Raw genomic sequence first — 17,853 nt, forward strand, 5'->3', positions numbered from 1 at the left:
CTTCGACGGGTGGAACCCTCAGGCGCCGGTCGGAGCGTCGGGCCCGGCGGACGGAGCGTCGGGCCCGGCGGCGGGCCGGCCCGCCGCGAGCTCGGCGAGGATCGCATCGGCGAGCCCCTCGCGCCGTATCCGCTGGTCGACGTAGACGATGCCGCTGACCAGCTGGGTGAACCCGATCTGGAACATCTGACCAACGGTGGTGCCGAGGACCATGGCGAGCAGGGCGAAGACCAGGGCGGTGATCAGGCCGCCCGTGGGGGCGCTCCCCTCGGGCTGGTCCGCCAGCGCGGGGACCACCGCGAACATGCCGATGACGTTGAACGGCATCTGGACGAGCCATGAGACCGCACCAGCGATGATCCCGCCCACCACGGTGTAGCCGAAGATCCGCCACCAGTCGCCCCGGACCAGCTTGGCCGAGCGGCGCAGTGCGGTGACCGGGCTCGCGCCCTCCAGGACCACGGCGGCCGGGGCCAGTCCGAGCCGGGTGGTGAGCCACACGGTCAGCGGGAGGGCGGCCAGCAGGAGCACGGGCAGGACCCCGAGGAGAGCCGGGGAGCCGTTCCCGGAGGCCACGGTGATCACCAGCGGCACCCACACGGCCAGCACGGCGAACACCGGGGCGCCCGCGATCACCATGGTGAGCAGCATCGCGCCGGCCACCGCGGGGGCCCGCCGGACGGCGGCGCGCCGCATGGCCCGGGAGGTGGTGGGGCGGCCCATGACCGCCTCCTTGAGCACCGCCTGACACAGCGACACCAGGACCGCCATGCCCAGCATCCCCACGACGAGGAGCAGGACGAACACCAGGCTCCCGGCGACGGCCACCGGCACCACGTCCTCGGCCCCGGGAGTGCGCCCGTACGGCGGATCGAAGACCGGCTCGACATGCTCGTGCACGACGGCCACGGCGATGCCCACCACGAGGGCCATCACCGGCAGGACGACGGCCTGCACGGCCAGCATGACCCCCGCCAGCTGCTTCCAGTGGTTGCGGAGGACCGTGAACGCTCCGCGGAGCATGTCCCCCAGCGCCAGCGGCCGCAGGGGTATCGCCCCCGGCTGCGGCGCCGGCGGCGGCCATCCGCCCCAGGGCGGGACACCGCCCCATCCGCCGCCGTGCCCTCCCGGCCCGGGGGCTCCCATGGGTCCCCACCCTGTGTTCTGCGTCATGCACATGCTCCGTAGATCGTCCCCCGAACGGAGCCACAACGTATCCCACCTGCTGCGCCGCCCGACCGCCGGTGTGCTCCGGGCCGACGAGCCGAACCCGGGGCCCGGCCCGGAGGGTTGCGGCAGAATCACGTCATGCCCACCGAGTCGCAGAAGATCGAGCTGAGCGAACACGAGCTGCGCGAGATCGCGGGGTACGCCGCCGACTGTGCGCGCAGGACGCTGGCGCTCTTCGCACAGCACCGTCCTGCCGATGCGCGCCCCCGCGACGCCATCGAGGCGGCGTACGCCTTCGCCGGGGGCGGACGGCGCACGGCTGCCCTGCGGCAGAGCGCGTGGGCGGCCTACCGTGCGGCACAGGAAGCCGGTGCACCCGCGGCGGTCGACGCGGCGCGCGCGGCGAGCCACGCCGCAGGCGCCGCGTACCTCCACCCCCTGGCCGACGCGCACCAGGTGAAACACATCCTCGGCGCGGCAGCACACGCGGCGCGGGCAGAGGAACTGGCCTCCGCGCAGGACGGGGCGCCCGCCGCCGGCGGGACCCTCGTGTGGGCCCGCCGTCACGCACCCCCGGCGGTCACCGCGGTCCTCGGCCGGCTGCCCGCCGCTCCTGCCGGCGGAGGCCGCGTGGGAGAGCTCATGCGTGGTCTCGACGCGGCTCTCCGGGCGTGAGGATCACGAGCTGCCGCGTCGCACGGGTCATCGCGACGTAGCGGTCGACCGCCCCTTCGACGCCCTCGCCGAACGAGTCCGGGTCGACGAGGACGACCAGGTCGAATTCGAGCCCCTTCGACAGGCCCGGGGTCAGCGAGCGTACGCGGGACGTCTCCCGGAACGTTCCGGCTCCGTGGCCGGGAGCGCCGATGACGCAGGCGACCCCCTCGGCGTGCGCGGCGAGCCAGTCGTCGAGGACCCTGTCCAGGTCCGCGACGGATCCGTGGACGACGGGGATGCCGCTGCTGCGCACGGAACCCGGCACGTTGGCGTCGGGGAGGGCGGCCCGGATGACCGGCTCGGCCTCCGCCATGACCTCCTGCGGCGTCCGGTAGTTGACGGTCAGGGAGGCCACCGTGATCCGGTCGAGCCCGATCCGCTCCAGCCTCTCCCGCCACGACTCCGTGAACCCGTTCCTGGCCTGGGCGCGGTCCCCGACGATGGTGAAGCTGCGGGACGGGCAGCGCAGCAGCAGCATCTGCCACTCGGCGTCGGTCAGTTCCTGGGCCTCGTCCACGACGATGTGCGCGAACGGGCCGGCCAGCCGGTCCGGGTCGGCGGCGGCCAGGACGGACTCGTCGATCAGGCTGCTCCGGAGGTCCTTCCCCCGCAGCATCGTCACCGCACCCTCACCGTCGTCGTCGGCGGCGAGGATGTCGTCGATGACGCCGGCCATCCGCTCGCGCTCGGCGGCGAGCACGGCCTCGTGCCGGCGCTTGCGGCGGGCCGCCTCCGGGTCGCCGAGCCGCTGCCGCGCCGCGTCCAGGAGCGGCAGGTCGGACAGCGTCCAGGCCCCGGCCTCCTCGCGCTGCAGCGTGCGCACCTCCTCGCGGCTCAGCCAGGGAGCGCACATCCGCAGGTAGGCGGGGACGGTCCACAGGTCGCCGACGAGGTCGGTCGCTTCGAGCAGCGGCCACGCGCGGTGGAGGGCCGCCGTGAGCTCCCGGTCGGCCAGCACCGACCGCCGGAACAGGGCGGCCGGAACCTCGTCCTCCTCGTCGGCGTCGCCGTCGTGCTTGTCCTTCAGGATCGTGAGCAGCTCCTCCAGGATCAGTTCGCGCGCCTCGTTGTGCGGGGTGCCGGCCGCCGCCCGGAACGCCTCGGCCCAGTCGTCGGCGCTCAGCGGGATGTCGGACCAGGCGGTCGTGACCGTCATCCCCGTGGTGGGCGGCTCCTCGTAGATCCCGACCGCCTTCTCGACGGCCTTCACCATGTCCGCGGACGACTTCAGGAGCGCCACGTCCGGGTCGGTCTCGGCCGCCGCCGCGGCTCCCTCCGCGACGAGGTCCCGCACGGTGCAGGTCTGTACGCCCTCCTCCCCGAGGCTGGGCAGGACGTCGGAGACGTAGGCCAGGTAGGGCTGGTGCGGACCGACGAACAGCACGCCGCCGCGGCGGTGGCCGAGGCGGGGGTCGGAGTAGAGGAGGTGCGCGGCGCGGTGCAGGGCGACGACGGTCTTGCCCGTGCCCGGACCGCCGTCCACGACGAGGGCGCCGCGGGAGCCCGCGCGGATGACGGCGTCCTGGTCGGCCTGGATGGTGCCGAGGACGTCACGCATCCGGGGCGACCGGTTGCCGCCCAGGCCGGCGATGAAGGCGGACTGGTCGTCGAGCGCCGCGTGCCCCTCGAACCCGTCCGCTGTGAACACCTCGTCCCAGTAGTCGCTGATCCTGCCGCGGGTCCAGCGGTACCTGCGGCGGCTCGCCAGCCCCATCGGATTCGCGTGGGTCGCGGCGAAGAACGGCTCGGCGGCGGGGGACCGCCAGTCGATCAGCAGTCGGCGCCCGGCGCCGTCGGTGAGGCCGAGCCGCCCGATGTACACGGGCTCGGCGCCGTCGGCGCCGACGACGCGTCCGAGGCACAGGTCCAGGCCGAAGCGCCGCAGCGCGCGCAGGCGGGCGGTCACCCGGTGGATCTCGTTGTCGCGGTCCATCGCCTCCCGGCCCACACCGCCGGGCGCCCTGCGCAATCCGTCGAGACGGCCGGACAGTTCGGCGATCGACTGATCCAGGCTCTCGGCGAGGGCCGCGAAATGCCGTTCGTCGTCGGCGATCAGGGCCGGGTCGGCCTTGGCGGAGAGATTTCCGGGAAGGTCGAAGGCGTGGATGGTCTTGGTTCGCACGTGGTGGATCCCCGTTTCCGCAGCTACTGGGCTTGAGGAGGGATTCTGCGGCACCACCGGGGCCTTGCCGCAAGGCCCCCTGTGCGTTATAACTTGAGAGTGGAAAGGAGTGTCAACTCCTCCTTCCCGACCTCTCCGCACCCGATGAGCGCACGGCCCGCGCTCCCGTGCCGGGAACACGAGCCGTGCGTCGTCCGCTACTTGGGAGCGACCCAGACCTGCCGCTTGTTGGTGTTCGCCGCGTACAGCTGGACCGTCGTGCCGTTGGCGGTCGCGCCCCCGGTGACGTCGAGGACCTTGCCGGAGGCGGTGTGCACGATCTGGCCCTTGGCGTTGACCGACCACTTCTGGGCTGCGGTGCCGTTGCAGTCCCAGAGCTCGATCTTGTTGCCGTTGGCGTTCAGGTTGCGGGAGTTGTCGAGGCACTTGCCGAGTGCCCGGAACGTGCCGTCCTTGCCCAGGATCCAGGACTGCGCAACGCTGCCGTTGCACGTGTAGAGCTGGATCTGCGTGCCGTTGACCGCCTTGCCGCCCTTGACGTCAAGGCACTTGCCGCCCAGGCCGGTCACCTTGCCCTGGGGGGACAGCGTCGCGCCGGCACCGGCCGCGAGAAGGCGCAGCCCCTGTACGTCGAACTGCTGGACGTACGTCCCCGCCCGCTTGTCCTGGTAGGCGTACGTGGGCGAGCACATGACGGGGAACTCGCCCGAGTCGGTGCCCTTGACGCAGTCGCTCTTGGTCAGGCTGCGGTTGGCGTGGGTCAGGCCCAGGGCGTGCCCGATCTCGTGGCTGACGTGGTTGCGCATGTACGTCTCGCCCATCGCCGCCGTGGGCTTGCCGGCCGCGGTGAAGAACTCGTCGTCGATGTAGGCGTGCCCGCTGGTCACCGTGTCCGCTATGGAGGAACTGGTGAAGCCGCAGCTCAGGTTCGCGCTGCCGGTTCCGTCCCGGACCACCTTCCACCCGGTGCTGCCCATGCTGCCCTCACCCGCCGGAGGCACGCAGGGCCGGTGCAGCACCCCCATGACCACTTCGCCCTTGGGGCGGGCGTAGTCCCAGCCCACGGGCCGCGTGTCCACCGTGACCGGCAGGTTCGTGATGCGCTGGAGGTCCGCGGCCGTCGCCTTGGCGTACGGGGCGAGCCAGTCCGCGGACTTCTGGTCGTAGAACCTGATCGTGTAGCCGGTCGCCAGCCACTTGGTGGCGCCCGCGAGCTTCCAGCCCTCGCCCTGCGGGGGAGTGGCGGCCGCCGCCGCCCGGGGAGCCGCCGCGGCCGCGCGGCTGCCGCCGAGGGCCATGACGCCGTTGCTGAACGCAGTGTTGTCACTGCCGGAGACAGCGGAATCCGCCGCGTGGGCGTCGGGCGCCTCTCCGGCGGGCGCGTCCTCCCCGGCCGGATCGGCCGGTGCCGGGGTGGCGGCCGCCGCCGGTCCGGCGCCTGTGTCCTCGGTGCCGAACGCGGGGGACAGCTCCAGACCGGTCACCGCGGCCGCGACGACGCACGCCGCGACCAGAGGTATGCGATATTTCTTCGCCGTGAATGCCAAGTCCTGTTGCCTTTCATCGTGTTCACTCCCGGCGCCCCGCGGTGACACCGCGGGGGGACCGGGAATGAACCGATGATAGGAAGCGCATCAAGGGCGCGTGCGGCCGGGGGAGTTGGGCGCGGTGCCGGTCCGGGCCAGTGCCCCGCGAACGGCAACGCCTCGGCCTCGACGCATCCGCAGCCGCATCCGACTACGACACCGGTTTGTGGCCGGGGTACACGTGGGCCGGGCTCACGATGCTCGTGACCGCCTGGCCGAACAGGGTGCTGGGCTCCTGGCCCTTGTACTCCGAGTCGGTGTTCAGCAGGATCACCATGGTCGCCCCGGCCTGCGGCAGGTAGACGGGCAGGACCTCGTAGCCCGGGATCGAGCCGTTGTGGCCGATCCAGCCCTGCACGTCGAAGATGCCGAGCCCGTAGCCGTCGCCCTGGATGTTCATCGGGGTGGTCTTCAGGCGCTCCGCCTGGGTCGCGGGTGTCAGCAGCGTGCCTGTGGCCAGGGTGCGGGCCCAGCTGCGCAGGTCCTGGAGGTCGGAGACCATCTCTCCGGCGGCCCAGGCCCACGAGGGGTTCCAGCCGGTCGCGTTCTCGGTCCTGCCCGAGGCCGTCTGGTTCGTGTAGCCCTGCGCGTACGGGCTCGGCAGGGCCGGGCTCGTGGGGAAGACGGTGCTGTGCAGCCCGGCAGGCTGCACGACGTCCTTGTCGATGACGTCGTGCAGCGGCCGGCCGGTGACCTTCTCGATCACCAGGCCGAGCAGGATCAGGTTGGTGTTGGAGTAGTCGAACTCCGCGCCCGGCTGGAACTGCACGGGGTGTCGGAAGGAGTAGTCCAGCAACTGCCGCGGCGTCGTGGGGGCTTTCGGATCGGCCTGGAGCCTCTTGATGAAGCCCTCGTCCAGGCTGTAGTTGAAGAGCCCGCTGCGCATGCCCGCCAGCTGGCGCAGGGTGATGCGGTCCCCGTTCGGCACGCCGGTGACGTACGTGCCGATGGGGTCGTCCAGAGCGACCTTCCCGCGGTCGACCAGCTGGAGGAGCGCGGTGACCGTGAATGTCTTGGTCTCGCTCCCGATGCGTACGTGGAGCGGGGCCGTCATGGGTGCACCGGTCGCCTTGTCCGCCACGCCGAAGCTCTTGACGTAGCTGCCCTTGCCGGGGGCCCACAGCCCCACGGTCACGCCCGGCACCTGGGTCTCGCGCATGACCCGGCGCACGGCCGCGTCCAGCCGGGCCGCGACCGCCGGGGTGAGCCGTACGAAGTCGGGGGACGGGGCCGGGGACGGGGAGGGGACGGTGGAGCGCGCCGGAGCGGCAGCCGCGTACGCGGAGGCGGTGACGGCCGGCGTGATCAGCAAGCCCGCTGCGGCAGCGGCCGCGCAGGCCCGGCGGAGCCGGAGGTGGTGTGGCTTCATGGCACGGTCTCCCGCCGTCCGAGGGCCCCGGGCAACGAATCAAGCCTAGGTCTGCGCACCCCCGGCCGCGAGGTGAGCCGATTGCGCGGTGGCGGGCGTGCGCAAACGGCATCCCCACGGTGTGTCCGGCCGACGGCGCCGGTATCGAGGCCGGTGCGGCCCTGGCCGGACCTCACTTCACCGAACCCGCCATCACCCCCTGGACGAAGTGCCGCTGGAAGGCGAAGAAGACGACGAGCGGGACCACCAGGGACAGGAACGCCCCCGGTGCGAGGACGCCGATGTTGCTGCCGAACTGCCGCATCTGGGACTGGAGCGCGACCGTCAGGGGCTGGGAGCCGCTGTCCGCGAACAGCAGCGCCACGAGCATGTCGTTCCAGACCCAGAGGAACTGGAAGATGGCCAGACTCGCGAGGGCCGGCCGGCCGAGCGGCAGTACGAGCCGGAAGAAGATCCGCCACTCGCTGCCGCCGTCCATCCGGGCCGCTTCCAGCATCTCGCGCGGGATCTCGGCGAAGTAGTTGCGCAGCAGGAACACCGCGAACGGCAGCCCGTAGGCGACGTGGAACAGGACGACACCGGCGATCGAGCCGAACAGACCCACGGCCCCGAAGAGTTTGGCCACGGGCAGCAGCCCGATCTGTACGGGGACCACCAGCAGCCCGACGACCACCAGGAAGATGCCGTCCCGGCCGGGGAAGTCCAGCCAGGCGAAGGCGTATCCGGCGAGGGCCGCGATGGCGACGACCAGGACGGTGGTGGGGACCGAGATCAGGATGGTGTTCCCGAAGGCCTGTGCGATGCCCGAGTCCTTCAGCAGGGCGCCGTAGTTGTCCAGGGACAGCTGCGAGGGATCGGTCAGCGCGGTCCACCAGCCGTCGGAGGCGTTGTCGCGCTCGGAGCGCAGCGAGGAGAGGAACAGGCCCGCGAGCGGGGTGATCCATACGAGGGCGACCAGGACCAGCAGGCCCTGGACGACCGAACTGCCCAGCAGGCGGGACGGGCGTCGTCGTTCGACGGCGCTGTGGCTGCTCATGCTCCGCTCCTTCGGAATCGCCGGATGTTGAACACCATCGCCGGGACGACGAGCAGCAGGAGCACCACGCTCAGCGCGCTGCCGAGCCCCTGGTCGTTGCCGCCGCCGAAGGAGACCAGCCACATCCGCGTGGCCAGTACGTTCGCTTCCTCCTGCACCGGCCCCGGCGCGATGATGTAGACGAGGTCGAAGACCTTCATCACGTTGATCACCAGGGTCACGAACACCACCGTGAGCACCGGCGCGAGCAGGGGGACGGTGATCCTGCGGAAGATCTGGCCCTCACTGGCACCGTCCATCCGCGCGGCCTCCAGCGCGTCGCGGGGGATCGCCGAGAGCCCGGCGCCGATCAGGACCATCGCGAAGCCGGTCCACACCCACAGGTAGGCGCCGATGATGGCGGGCGTCACCAGCGCCGGGCCGAGCCAGTTCACGCCCTGGTAGGGGGCCGCGAAATTGGCCGCGGGCAGCCGTACGGTGTACTCGCCGTCGGCCAGCCCGGTGAAGCGGAACGAACCGTCGTCGGAGGCGGTCGCGGTCGCGGCGACCCGCCCGTCCCGTACGGCCTCGACCCTCATGCCGGGCAGCCCCTTCTCGCCGGGGTCGACCCGGCCCGGCGTGCCGGCGCCGCCGGGGGCGAAGTCGAGGTAGACCACGCCCCCGATCCCGTCCGTGCCGGGCGCCGTGGGGGCGGCGGCCTTCGCGCCGCCCGGTATCGCGTCGGGTGCCACGCCGACGAGGCCGAGAACGACCGAGCCGCCGGTCCGCACGGTCTTCTCGGTGCTGTACGGGCCGCCCGCCCGGCCGGTCAGGCCCTGGCCCTCCCGGATGCGGGCCGTCGGATAGGCGGCGGCGTCGTCGAAGGTGTCGTGGACGCCGACGACGACCGCGTTGAGCACGCCCCGGTGGGGGTCCTGCTCGTAGGCGAGGCGGAAGACGATGCCCGCGGCGAGGAAGGACACGGCCATCGGCAGGAACAGCACCAGCTTGAACGCGGTCGCCCAGCGCACCTTCTCGGTGAGGACGGCCAGCATCAGCCCGAGGCCGGTGAGCAGGACGGGGGCGACGACGACCCAGATGGCGCTGTTGCGGATTGCCTTGAGGGTGGCCCGGTCGTGGACGATCGCCGCGTAGTTGCCGACGCCGACGAACCGGTCGCCGTCGGCGTCGAAGAGGCTGCGGCCGACGGAGAAGACGACCGGGTAGACGACGAGCGCTCCGAGCAGGAGCAGGGCCGGCAGTACGAACGCGATCGCGAGGCGGCGTTTCCTGCGCTGGGCGCGCCGCCGCGGGTCCGCCGCGGTGCGGGTGTCGCGGGGGGTGCGGGGGCCGGCGGGCGGCGTCCCGGCGGTGGTACCGCTGTCGGCGGTCAGGGTGTCAGCCATGCGGGGCCGCCTCAGTTCCCGTACGCCTTGGCGGCCTCGGCTTCGAGCTTCCCGGCCGTGCCCTGCGGGTCCGACGGGTCGCGCAGGAAGTCCTGGAGGAGCTTCCACTCACCGGCGCCCTTGGTTCCGCCGAACGCGGCCGGGGCCTGGTCCGACATGTCGAAGCGGACCGAATCGCCCGCCGCCGTCAGGGACTTGGCGGTGTTGCGCGTGGTGTCGTCTCCGTACGCCGCGAGGTCGACCTTGGTGTTGGGGGACAGGAAGCCGCCGGCGCCGGCCCACACCTCGGCCGCCTCGGGGCCGGCCAGGAATTCGAGCAGCTTCATGCCGGCCTTGCCGTTCTTGCCGTTCTTGAGGACGACGGCCGCGTCACCGCCGCTGACGACCGGCGCCGTACCGCCGTCGACCGCGGGGAACGGGAAGAACTTGGCGTCCTCGCCGGGCTTCTTGCCGAACTGGTCCTTGGCGACCCCGCCCACGAAGTCGCCCTCGTAGACCATGCCCGCCTTGGGCTCGGGGCCGAACACCTGCTCCACCGAGGAGGGGAAGTCGGTGCCGAGCGCGGTCTGGGCGCCGCCGGCGACGAGCTGCTTGTCCTTGAACAGTTCACCGAGCGTGGTCAGAGCCTTCACGACGCTGTCGTCGGTCCACTTGAGCTCGTGCCGGGCCAGCTGGTCGTACTTCTGCGGTCCGGCCTGCGAGAGGTAGACGTTCTCGAACCAGTCGGTGAGGGTCCAGCCGTCCTCGCCCGCCACGGCGAAGGCGGGGCGACCCGAGTCGGCGAGGGTGCGGCCCGTCTTCAGCAGGTCCGCCCAGCTCTTGGGCTCGGAGACGCCGGCCTGGGTGAAGGCCTGCGGGGCGTACCAGACGGTCGACTTGTGGGCGGCCTTGAAGTAGAGGCCGTAGTACGTGCCGTCGACGCTGCCGTAGTCCCTCCACACCGGGGCGAGGGAGGAGCCGGCCGTCTTGGCGGCCTCCTCGGACAGCGGCTGCAGCCAGCCCTCCTTGGCGAACTGCCGGAGCACGCCCACCTGGGGGACCATCACCACGTCGGGTGCGTTGCCGCCCTCGATCTTGCTGCCGACGAAAGTGGAGACGTTGTCGCCGGAGGGGACGAAGACGGTCTTGGCGCCGGTCTTCGCCGTGAAGGCGTCCAGGACCTTCTTGAAGTTCTTCTGCTCGCTGCCGGTCCAGACACCGGCCACGGTGACGGTCTGGCCGCTGAGCTCGCCGCCGCTCGCGGGTCCGGTGGTGCCGCCGCCGCACGCGGTGGCGCCGAGGGCGAGGGCGAGGGCCGCCGATGCGGTGGCCGCGGTGCGCCGGGTCGTCCTGCCGGAGGTCGTCTTGCCGGGTCGTCGCATGATGAGGTCCTTTGCGCTTTGGGATCGGGGGAGGAGGGGAGGCTGCGGGAGCGGTCCGGTGTGCCGGGGGCCGCGGTTCACGGCGTCGGGCACTCGGCCGTCCACCACGCGGCGGTCGACGCGGGGAGCACGCCCTCGGGGCAGGGTCCGCTGGCGAGCAGCGGGGCACCGGCGACGGGGGAGGGCACCGGCTCGGTGCCGAAGTTGACGGCGCAGACCAGGCCGTCGCCGCGGGCCATCGCGAGGACCTGCGCGGGCGCGTCCAGCCAGCGCAGGGTGCCCTCGCCGAGCTGCGGCAGGCTCCGCCTCAGCTGGAGGCCCTCGCGGTAGAGGTGCCAGAAGGATCGGGTGTCGGCCAGGGCCCGGTCCGTGGAGTGCTCGGCGAACCACTCGGGCTGCGGCAGCCACGGTCTGGCACCGGGCACACCCTGGCTGAAGCCGAACGGGGAGGCGTGCCCCGACCAGGGCAGCGGCACCCGGCAGCCGTCCCGGATGTGCTTGCGGCTGCCGGTGCGGCGGAAGATCGGGTCGGTGAGGACCTCGTCCGGCAGGTCGAGGACCTCGGGCAGTCTGAGCTCCTCGCCCTGGTAGACGTAGGCCGCGCCGGGCAGCGCGAGCATCAGCAGGGCGGCGGCGCGGGCGCGGGCGGTTCCCAGTCCGCTGCCCTCCACCCCGGGTTCGCCCGCGTAGCGGGTGACGGTACGGACCTGGTCGTGGTTGTTGAGCACCCAGGTGACCGTGGAGCCGGTGCCGGCGATGTCGCGTATCGCCTCGGTGATCGTCGCGCGGAAGGCGCCGGCGTCCCAGGGCGCGCTGAGCAGGTCGAAGAAGAAGGCCTGGTGCAGTTCGTCGGGGCGGACGTACGCGGCGTGCTCGCGCGCCGTCGGCACGGACACCTCGCCGACCAGCAGCCGCTCCCGGCCGTCCCGGGCCGCGTACTCCTCGCACACCGCGCGCCAGCGGCGCCACACGCCGTGCACCTCGGGCCGGTTCCAGGCCAGCTGGTTGACGGCGTCCCGGGCGCGCTCGTCGGCTCCGGGGTCGTCCGAGTCGGGTAGTTCGGGGTGCTTGAACAGTCCGGCGGCGACGTCGATGCGGAAGCCGTCCACGCCGCGGTCCAGCCAGAAGCGCAGCACCCGCTCGAACTCGTCGCCCACGGCCGGGTCGCGCCAGTTCAGATCGGGCTGCTCGGGGGTGAACAGGTGCAGGTACCACTCTCCGGGGGTGCCGTCGGGTTCCCGGACGCGGCTCCAGGCGGGACCGCCGAACATCGCGCGCCAGTTGTTGGGCGGCTCGGCTCCGGAGGGGCCGCGGCCGGGGGCGAAGTGGAAACGGGAGCGCTGCTCACTGCCGGGGGCCGCGGCGAGCGCTTCACGGAACCACGGGTGCTCGCTCGAACAGTGGTTGGGGACGATGTCGAGCAGCAGCTTGAGCCCGAGGCGGTGGGCGTCGGCCACCAGCCGGTCGAACTCGGCGAGGTCGCCGTACACGGGGTCGACACCGCAGTAGTCGGCGACGTCGTAGCCGTGGTCGTGCTGCGGCGAGGGGTAGAACGGGCTGAGCCAGATGCCGTCGACGCCGAGCTTGCGCAGGTAGGGGAGCCCGGCCCGGACGCCGGCCAGGTCACCGATCCCGTCCCCGGTGCTGTCGAGGAAGCTGCGGACGTAGACCTGGTAGATCACCGCGTCGCGCCACCAGGGGGCCGGTGCGGAGGCGGTGCGTGAGGGGTGGCCGGTGCCGGCCGGAAGGGTGCTGAGCATCTCGCGTCGACCTGTTCTGCTGAATGCGAGAGCGCCCCAGAGCGGGTGCGCTGTTATGCATGCATGTTAAGTAGCAGCGACTGGAAGGTGTCAACGATGTGTCCAGAAACAGCGAAAAGCTGGGGTGGTTTGTACCCAAAGATGCGCATGCAAGACGAAGGGCCTCTACTTAACATGTAAGTAGAGGCCCTGGCGGAGCGCCGACGAGGAAGGGAAGCGGGCGGGGTCAGCGCCCGGAGGAGAGGGGGCGGAGCTCGCGCGCGAGCCGCGCCGTCGCCTGCTCCGGCGTCTGGCGCAGCGCCAGCACGTCCTGGGCCACGGCCTGCACGGCGAGGCTCACCTGGTCGTAGCGCGGGCTCTTCGGGCGCGGCACCGCCGACAGCACGCTCTGGCGCAGCGTCGGCAGGTACGGGTACGCGCGGATCAGCTCCGGGTCCTCGTACAGTGACGCGCGCACCGGCGGCAGCGAGCCCCGGGTGAGCACCTGCCGCTGGACTCGTTCGCTGGTCAGGTAAGAGATGAGATCGGCCGCGGAGGCGGGATGCCGCGCATGGCTGCTCACGGCGAGGTTGGAGCCCCCGAGCACGCTGGTGCCGGGTCCGTCGGGGCCGGGCAGCGGCACGGCGCCGAACCTGCCGGCGACCTTCGACCCGCTCGCACCGGCGTCCGCGTACACGTACGGCCAGTTCCGCAGGAAGAGCAGCCGGCCGTCCTGGAACGCCTGCCGCGACTCCTCCTCCTTGTAGCCGAGCGCGGCACGGGGGATCCAGCCGTCGCGCACGCCGTCCGCGAGGAACCGCAGCCCGGTGCGCGCCGCATCGGAGTCCACCGTCACCCGGGCGCCGTCGTCGCGCAGGATCGAACCGCCCGCCGACTGCACGGCCTCCGTGACGTTGACGGTGAGCCCCTCGTACGGCAGGAACTGTCCGGCGTACCCGTCCAATCCGTACTTCGGGGCGATCGTGCGCGCCTGGCGGGCCAGCTCGGCCCAGGTGTGCGGCGGCTGCTCGCCCTCCCGGTCCAGGACGTCCTTGCGGTAGTACAGCAGTCCCGCGTTCGTGACGTACGGGACGGCGTACAGGCGGCCGTCGAACGTCGCCGTGTCGACGACCGGCCGCAGGAAGGCGTCCAGGGGGAAGCGCCCGCGCTCCAGCGGGGAGATCCAGCCGGCCGCCGCGAACTCCGACGTCCAGGCGACGTCGATGTTCAGCACGTCGAACCGGTTGCGGCCCGACCGCAGTTCGCTGATCATCTGCGCCCGGGTCTCGTCGGCCGAGTCGGGCAGTTCGACGAGCCTGACGCGTTCGCCCGGGTGGGCGTCGTTCCAGTCGTCGAGGAGCGGGGAGAGGTAGTCGGTCAGATCGCCCGCCGTCACGAGCGTCAGCGGACCGCGGCCCGCGGAGGCCGCGCCCGCGTCGGAGCGCACGCCGAGACCCGCGTATCCCGCCAGCACCACCGCGGCCACCAGGAGAGCCCTACCCGCGGCATGTGTCCACCGCATAGATTCCTCCCAGCGCACGACGCGGTGCCCGATCCAGCTGCGCCGCCGACCACCGTGGCCTATATATACCCGTTAGGCATGGGCGATACTAGACGTCCAGGCAGACGAGCCGGAGGACGGCGCCACCCGGCCCGTGGCCGAGTGAACCGTTGACTACGGAGCGGGAAGGAGGGGGAGCGAGTGCGGCTGGCGCTCCTTGCGCTCCTCACCCGTAGCCCTGCGCACGGTTACGAGCTGAAGCAGGACCTTGAGAAGCTCCTGGGCGCCGCGTACCCTCAGCCCAACGTCGGGCAGATCTACGTCACCCTCGGCCGGCTGGAGAAGAGCGGCCTGATCGAGGGCGAGGACGTCGAGCAGTCGGGCCGGCCCAACAAGCGGACGTACAGACTGACGGACGCGGGGCGCGAGGCCGTGCTGGCCTGGTTCGAGGAAACCGCCGAGGAACCCCGCGTACGGGACGAGTTCTTCATGAAGCTGGCCCTCGCACCGCAGTCCGGCCTGGCCGATCCGATCGCCCTGATCAACAGGCAGCGGCGGCAGTACCTCAACACCATGCGGGACCTGTCCAAGCTGGCCGCGGCAGAGGACCGCGACAACAAGATCTCCCAACTGCTGATCGAGGGCGCCATGCTGCATCTGCAGGCCGACCTCGACTGGCTGGAGCGCTGTCAGGAGGAGCTGGAGTGAGCGACGACGCCACCACGGGCCCCGCCGTGCCCGCCGACGCGGCCGCCGCCCCCCTCGTCCGCGCCGAGGGCCTGACCAAGACGCACCACGGCGAAGGCGTGCCGGTGCACGCCGTGCGCGGGGTGGACCTGTCCGTCCGGCCGGGCGAGTTCGTCGCGGTCACCGGACCCTCCGGAGCGGGCAAGTCCACGCTGCTGCACCTGATCGGCGGACTCCAGCGGCCCGACAGCGGGAAACTGTGGATCGGCGGGGAACGCGTCGACGAGTACCGCGAGGCCCGCTGGGCGGTCCTGCGGCGCCGCAGCATCGGCGTCGTCTTCCAGTTCTTCAACCTGGTCTCCAACCTCACCGTCGCCGACAACGTCGAACTTCCCGCCCTGCTCGCCGGCGCCTCCCCGAAGGCCGCCCGCGCGTCCCGCGCCGAACTGCTCGCCGAACTCGGCCTCGAAGGCCGCGAGCGGTCGATGCCCGGCGAGCTGTCCGGCGGCGAGCAGCAGCGCGTCGCGCTCGCCCGCGCACTCGTCAACCACCCCGCACTCCTGCTCGCCGACGAACCGGCCGGCAGCCTCGACAGCAAGGGCACACGCGAGGTACTGCGGCTGCTCACCCGGTTCCACCAGCGCGGCCAGACGATCATGATGGTCACCCACGACGCCCGCATGGCCAGCGCCGCCGACCGTGTGATCAGCTTCTTCGACGGCCGCATAGCCGACGACGCCCACCTCGACGGCGGGCGCCGCGGTCCGGTCCGCGGCGTCTCCGGGGTCCTGGACCTGGAACTGAAGGAGTGACCGTGCGGGCCACCGTGCGCTGGGCGCACGCCGACTTCCGCGCACACCGGGGCGAAGCCCTCTTCGTCGTACTGGCCAGCGCCGGGATCATCGCCTCGCTCCTGCTGGCCGGCGCCCTGTTCAGCTACGCAGCCAACCCCTGGCAGCGGATCTTCAACCAGTCCCACGGCGCGCACATCTGGCTGCACACCCGCGCGGGGGCGGACACGGACGCCCTGGCCGGCCTCGACGGCGTCGCGGAACTCGCCGGGCCCTACCGCACGACGGCGACGACCGTCGAGTCGCACGGCGCGCGCGCCGGGGTCACGCTGCGCGCGGCCGCGGTGGATCCCCCGGAGACGGCCCGGCCGCTCGTCACCGCGGGCGGCTGGCTCACCCGGCCGGACACCGGCACCGGCACCGGCACCCGTACCGGCGCGGACTCCGCGGCCGGCTCCGTCGTACTGGAGGCCTCGGTCGCGCGGGCCCTCTGGGCCGAGCCGGGCGACACCGTACGGCTCACCGGACCGGACGGCGCCCCGCACGCGCTGCGGGTGAGCGGCATCGCCGAGGCGGCCGAACCCCGCTACCACCCGGGCGGCGGCCCGGGCATCGGCTGGGTGCTCGACGCCACCCTCGACGAGATCGCCCACGGCGACACCGGACAGAGCGTGGGCCTGCGCCTGGCGGACCCCGACGACACCGACTTCACCGTCCAGCGCGCCGTGACCGTCCTCGGCGCCGACCGGGTGGCCCGGGTCACCAAGTGGCAGCAGGCACGCGCCGAGGCGGGCGGCGACGACCGGCTCCTCGGCCAGGTGTTCGCCGTCTTCGGGCTCGGGGCACTGGTCGCGGCGGCGCTCGCCGCGGCCGGGGCCATCGGCGCCCGGGTCCGCGGCCAGCTGCGGGACATCGCGATCCTCAAGGCCGTCGGCTTCACCCCGGGGCAGGTGACCCGCGGATTCCTCGTACAGCACCTCGCCTTCGCGCTCCTCGGCGTGACCCTCGGGACGGCCGCGATCGCGCTCCTCGGCGCTCGCATACCGGGGCGGATCGGCGAGGCCGCGGCGGTGTGGCAGGACCTGCCCGGGCACACCGGGCTCATGATCGGCGTGCCCTGCGGCGCGCTGCTGCTGATCGCGGCCGCCACCTCGCTCTCGGCCTGGCGGGCCGGACGGGTGCCACCCGTGCCGGTGGCCCGTGCGGCGCTGCCGTCGGCAGCACCGATGACCGCGCTGGGCAGGCGGGCCCTGGGCCTGCGGGTGCCCCCGGCGCTGGTGCTGGGGTGGCGGGCGGCGTTCCCGCGCCGCGGCCGCACGCTCGCGTCGGTGGCCAGGCTCGCCCTGCCGCTGGCGCTGATCACCGTCGCGCTCGTCGCCTGGTCGACGCTGGACCAGTTCCGCGACAGCCCCGCACGGATGGGACTGCCCGCGGCACTGACCGTACGCGCCGAACAGCCCGGGGGAGCCTCCGACGCGGACCTGGAGAGGACCCTCGCGGCGGTCCCGGACGTCGCCGCCGTCCATCCCGGCGCCGAGGTGGCGGCCCTCGTACCGGGCCAGACCGGCACCATCACGCTCCGCGGGCTGGGCACGGCCGGGTCCCCGTACCCCTCCGAGGTGGTGGAGGGGCGTGCGGTCGAGGGCCCGGACGAGGCGGTGGCGGGGCAGGGGCTGCTCGACCTCCTCGGGGTGCGCGTCGGCGCATGGGTGCGGATGACCGTCGAGGGGCGGCCGCAGATCCTGCACCTCGTCGGCCGCACCATCGAAACCGAATCCGGCGGCCGGGTGATCACCACGACCCTGGACGCCCTGCGCGAGCGCGACCCCGGGCTGCGGCCCGACTTCCACGCCCTGGTGCTGCGCAAGGGCGCGGACCCCCGGGCGGTGAGCGCCGCGCTCGCCACGGCGGCGGGCGCAGCGCTGGAGATCCGCGAGACCCCCGACCCGGCCGACCGGCTGGAGCCGGCCCGCGCGGTGATCGCCGCCCTGATCGGCGTGCTGGCGCTGATCGGGCTGACGGAACTGCTGACGCTGATCAGCACGGGCGTACGCGACCGGGGCCGCGACCTGCTCGCGCTGCGGGCGATCGGGCTGACGCCCCGGCAGATCGGCGCGATGATCGTGACGGCCGCCGGACTGACCGCGCTGGCCTCCGCCGGCCTGGGGATGGTACTGGGTGCGCTGACCGGCAGCCGGCTCGTGGACGCGCAGGGTGCGTCGAGCGGGATCGGCGCGGGCATCGCCCGGATTCCCCCGGTACCGGTGCTGTCGGTGGTGGTCGCCGCGGCGGTGCTCGGAGCGGTGCTGGCGGCGCTCGTGCCGGCGACCCGGACCGCCCGGCGACGGCCGGCGGACTCGCTGAGCGAAACGCTCTGACCGCCACACCG

General features: G+C 72.7%; 13 protein-coding genes. 4 read left to right on the forward strand and 9 right to left on the reverse strand.

From position 1 onward, the window contains the following. Positions 1–18 precede the first annotated feature (18 nt). Positions 19–1,173 (reverse strand): hypothetical protein, encoded by a 1,155-nt coding sequence (locus ACIPK4_RS14925; RefSeq protein WP_402312730.1) that lies wholly within the window; start codon positions 1,171–1,173, stop codon positions 19–21. 135 nt (positions 1,174–1,308) lie between these two features. On the opposite strand from ACIPK4_RS14925, the gene ACIPK4_RS14930 reads away from it, so the two are divergent. Then, entirely contained in the window at positions 1,309–1,845 is a 537-nt protein-coding gene (locus ACIPK4_RS14930; RefSeq protein ID WP_402312733.1) for a putative immunity protein, read from the forward strand. On the opposite strand, the gene helR is transcribed toward ACIPK4_RS14930, so the two are convergent. From helR to ACIPK4_RS14970, 8 genes are all read right to left on the reverse strand, one after another. Beyond that, positions 1,811–4,009 carry an RNA polymerase recycling motor ATPase HelR gene (helR, locus tag ACIPK4_RS14935; protein WP_402312736.1) on the reverse strand — a complete coding sequence of 733 codons (2,199 nt, stop codon included), beginning with the start codon at positions 4,007–4,009 and terminating at the stop codon, positions 1,811–1,813. The two genes, ACIPK4_RS14930 and helR, sit on opposite strands and share 35 nt — an antisense overlap. A gap of 197 nt (positions 4,010–4,206) precedes the next feature. After that, entirely contained in the window at positions 4,207–5,556 is a 1,350-nt protein-coding gene (locus ACIPK4_RS14940) for a ricin-type beta-trefoil lectin domain protein (RefSeq protein ID WP_402312739.1), read from the reverse strand. 190 nt (positions 5,557–5,746) lie between these two features. Continuing rightward, positions 5,747–6,964: a serine hydrolase domain-containing protein gene (locus ACIPK4_RS14945; protein ID WP_402312742.1), complete on the reverse strand. Its 1,218-nt coding sequence runs from the start codon at positions 6,962–6,964 to the stop codon at positions 5,747–5,749. Positions 6,965–7,136: 172 nt separating this feature from the next. Beyond that, positions 7,137–8,000, reverse strand: coding sequence for a carbohydrate ABC transporter permease (locus ACIPK4_RS14950; protein ID WP_376193324.1), 864 nt, complete (start codon positions 7,998–8,000; stop codon positions 7,137–7,139). Next, the gene (locus ACIPK4_RS14955; RefSeq protein WP_402312746.1) at positions 7,997–9,385 is read right to left on the reverse strand and encodes an ABC transporter permease subunit; all 1,389 of its coding nucleotides are present in this window, start codon (positions 9,383–9,385) and stop codon (positions 7,997–7,999) included. The genes ACIPK4_RS14950 and ACIPK4_RS14955 overlap by 4 nt, the downstream gene beginning before the upstream one ends. An 11-nt stretch (positions 9,386–9,396) precedes the next feature. After that, positions 9,397–10,746 carry an ABC transporter substrate-binding protein gene (locus ACIPK4_RS14960; protein ID WP_402312749.1) on the reverse strand — a complete coding sequence of 450 codons (1,350 nt, stop codon included), beginning with the start codon at positions 10,744–10,746 and terminating at the stop codon, positions 9,397–9,399. A gap of 77 nt (positions 10,747–10,823) precedes the next feature. Next, positions 10,824–12,506 carry a glycoside hydrolase family 13 protein gene (locus ACIPK4_RS14965; RefSeq protein WP_402312752.1) on the reverse strand — a complete coding sequence of 561 codons (1,683 nt, stop codon included), beginning with the start codon at positions 12,504–12,506 and terminating at the stop codon, positions 10,824–10,826. A 226-nt stretch (positions 12,507–12,732) separates the two neighbouring features. Then, positions 12,733–14,007, reverse strand: a complete 1,275-nt coding sequence (locus ACIPK4_RS14970; protein WP_402312755.1) for an ABC transporter substrate-binding protein — start codon at positions 14,005–14,007, stop codon at positions 12,733–12,735. 180 nt (positions 14,008–14,187) lie between these two features. On the opposite strand from ACIPK4_RS14970, the gene ACIPK4_RS14975 reads away from it, so the two are divergent. Genes ACIPK4_RS14975 through ACIPK4_RS14985 form a run of 3 tightly spaced genes read left to right on the forward strand, consistent with a single transcriptional unit; the run spans position 14,188 to position 17,842 of the window. Continuing rightward, positions 14,188–14,694 (forward strand): PadR family transcriptional regulator, encoded by a 507-nt coding sequence (locus ACIPK4_RS14975; protein WP_054224623.1) that lies wholly within the window; start codon positions 14,188–14,190, stop codon positions 14,692–14,694. Then, positions 14,691–15,485, forward strand: coding sequence for an ABC transporter ATP-binding protein (locus ACIPK4_RS14980; RefSeq protein ID WP_402312758.1), 795 nt, complete (start codon positions 14,691–14,693; stop codon positions 15,483–15,485). Before ACIPK4_RS14975 ends, ACIPK4_RS14980 begins: the two co-directional genes overlap by 4 nt. 2 nt (positions 15,486–15,487) lie before the next feature. Beyond that, the gene (locus ACIPK4_RS14985; protein ID WP_402312761.1) at positions 15,488–17,842 is read left to right on the forward strand and encodes an FtsX-like permease family protein; all 2,355 of its coding nucleotides are present in this window, start codon (positions 15,488–15,490) and stop codon (positions 17,840–17,842) included. Positions 17,843–17,853 lie beyond the last annotated feature (11 nt).

The sequence above is a fragment of the Streptomyces sp. NPDC086989 genome, from assembly GCF_044745505.1.
Classification (GTDB): Bacteria; Actinomycetota; Actinomycetes; order Streptomycetales; family Streptomycetaceae; genus Streptomyces.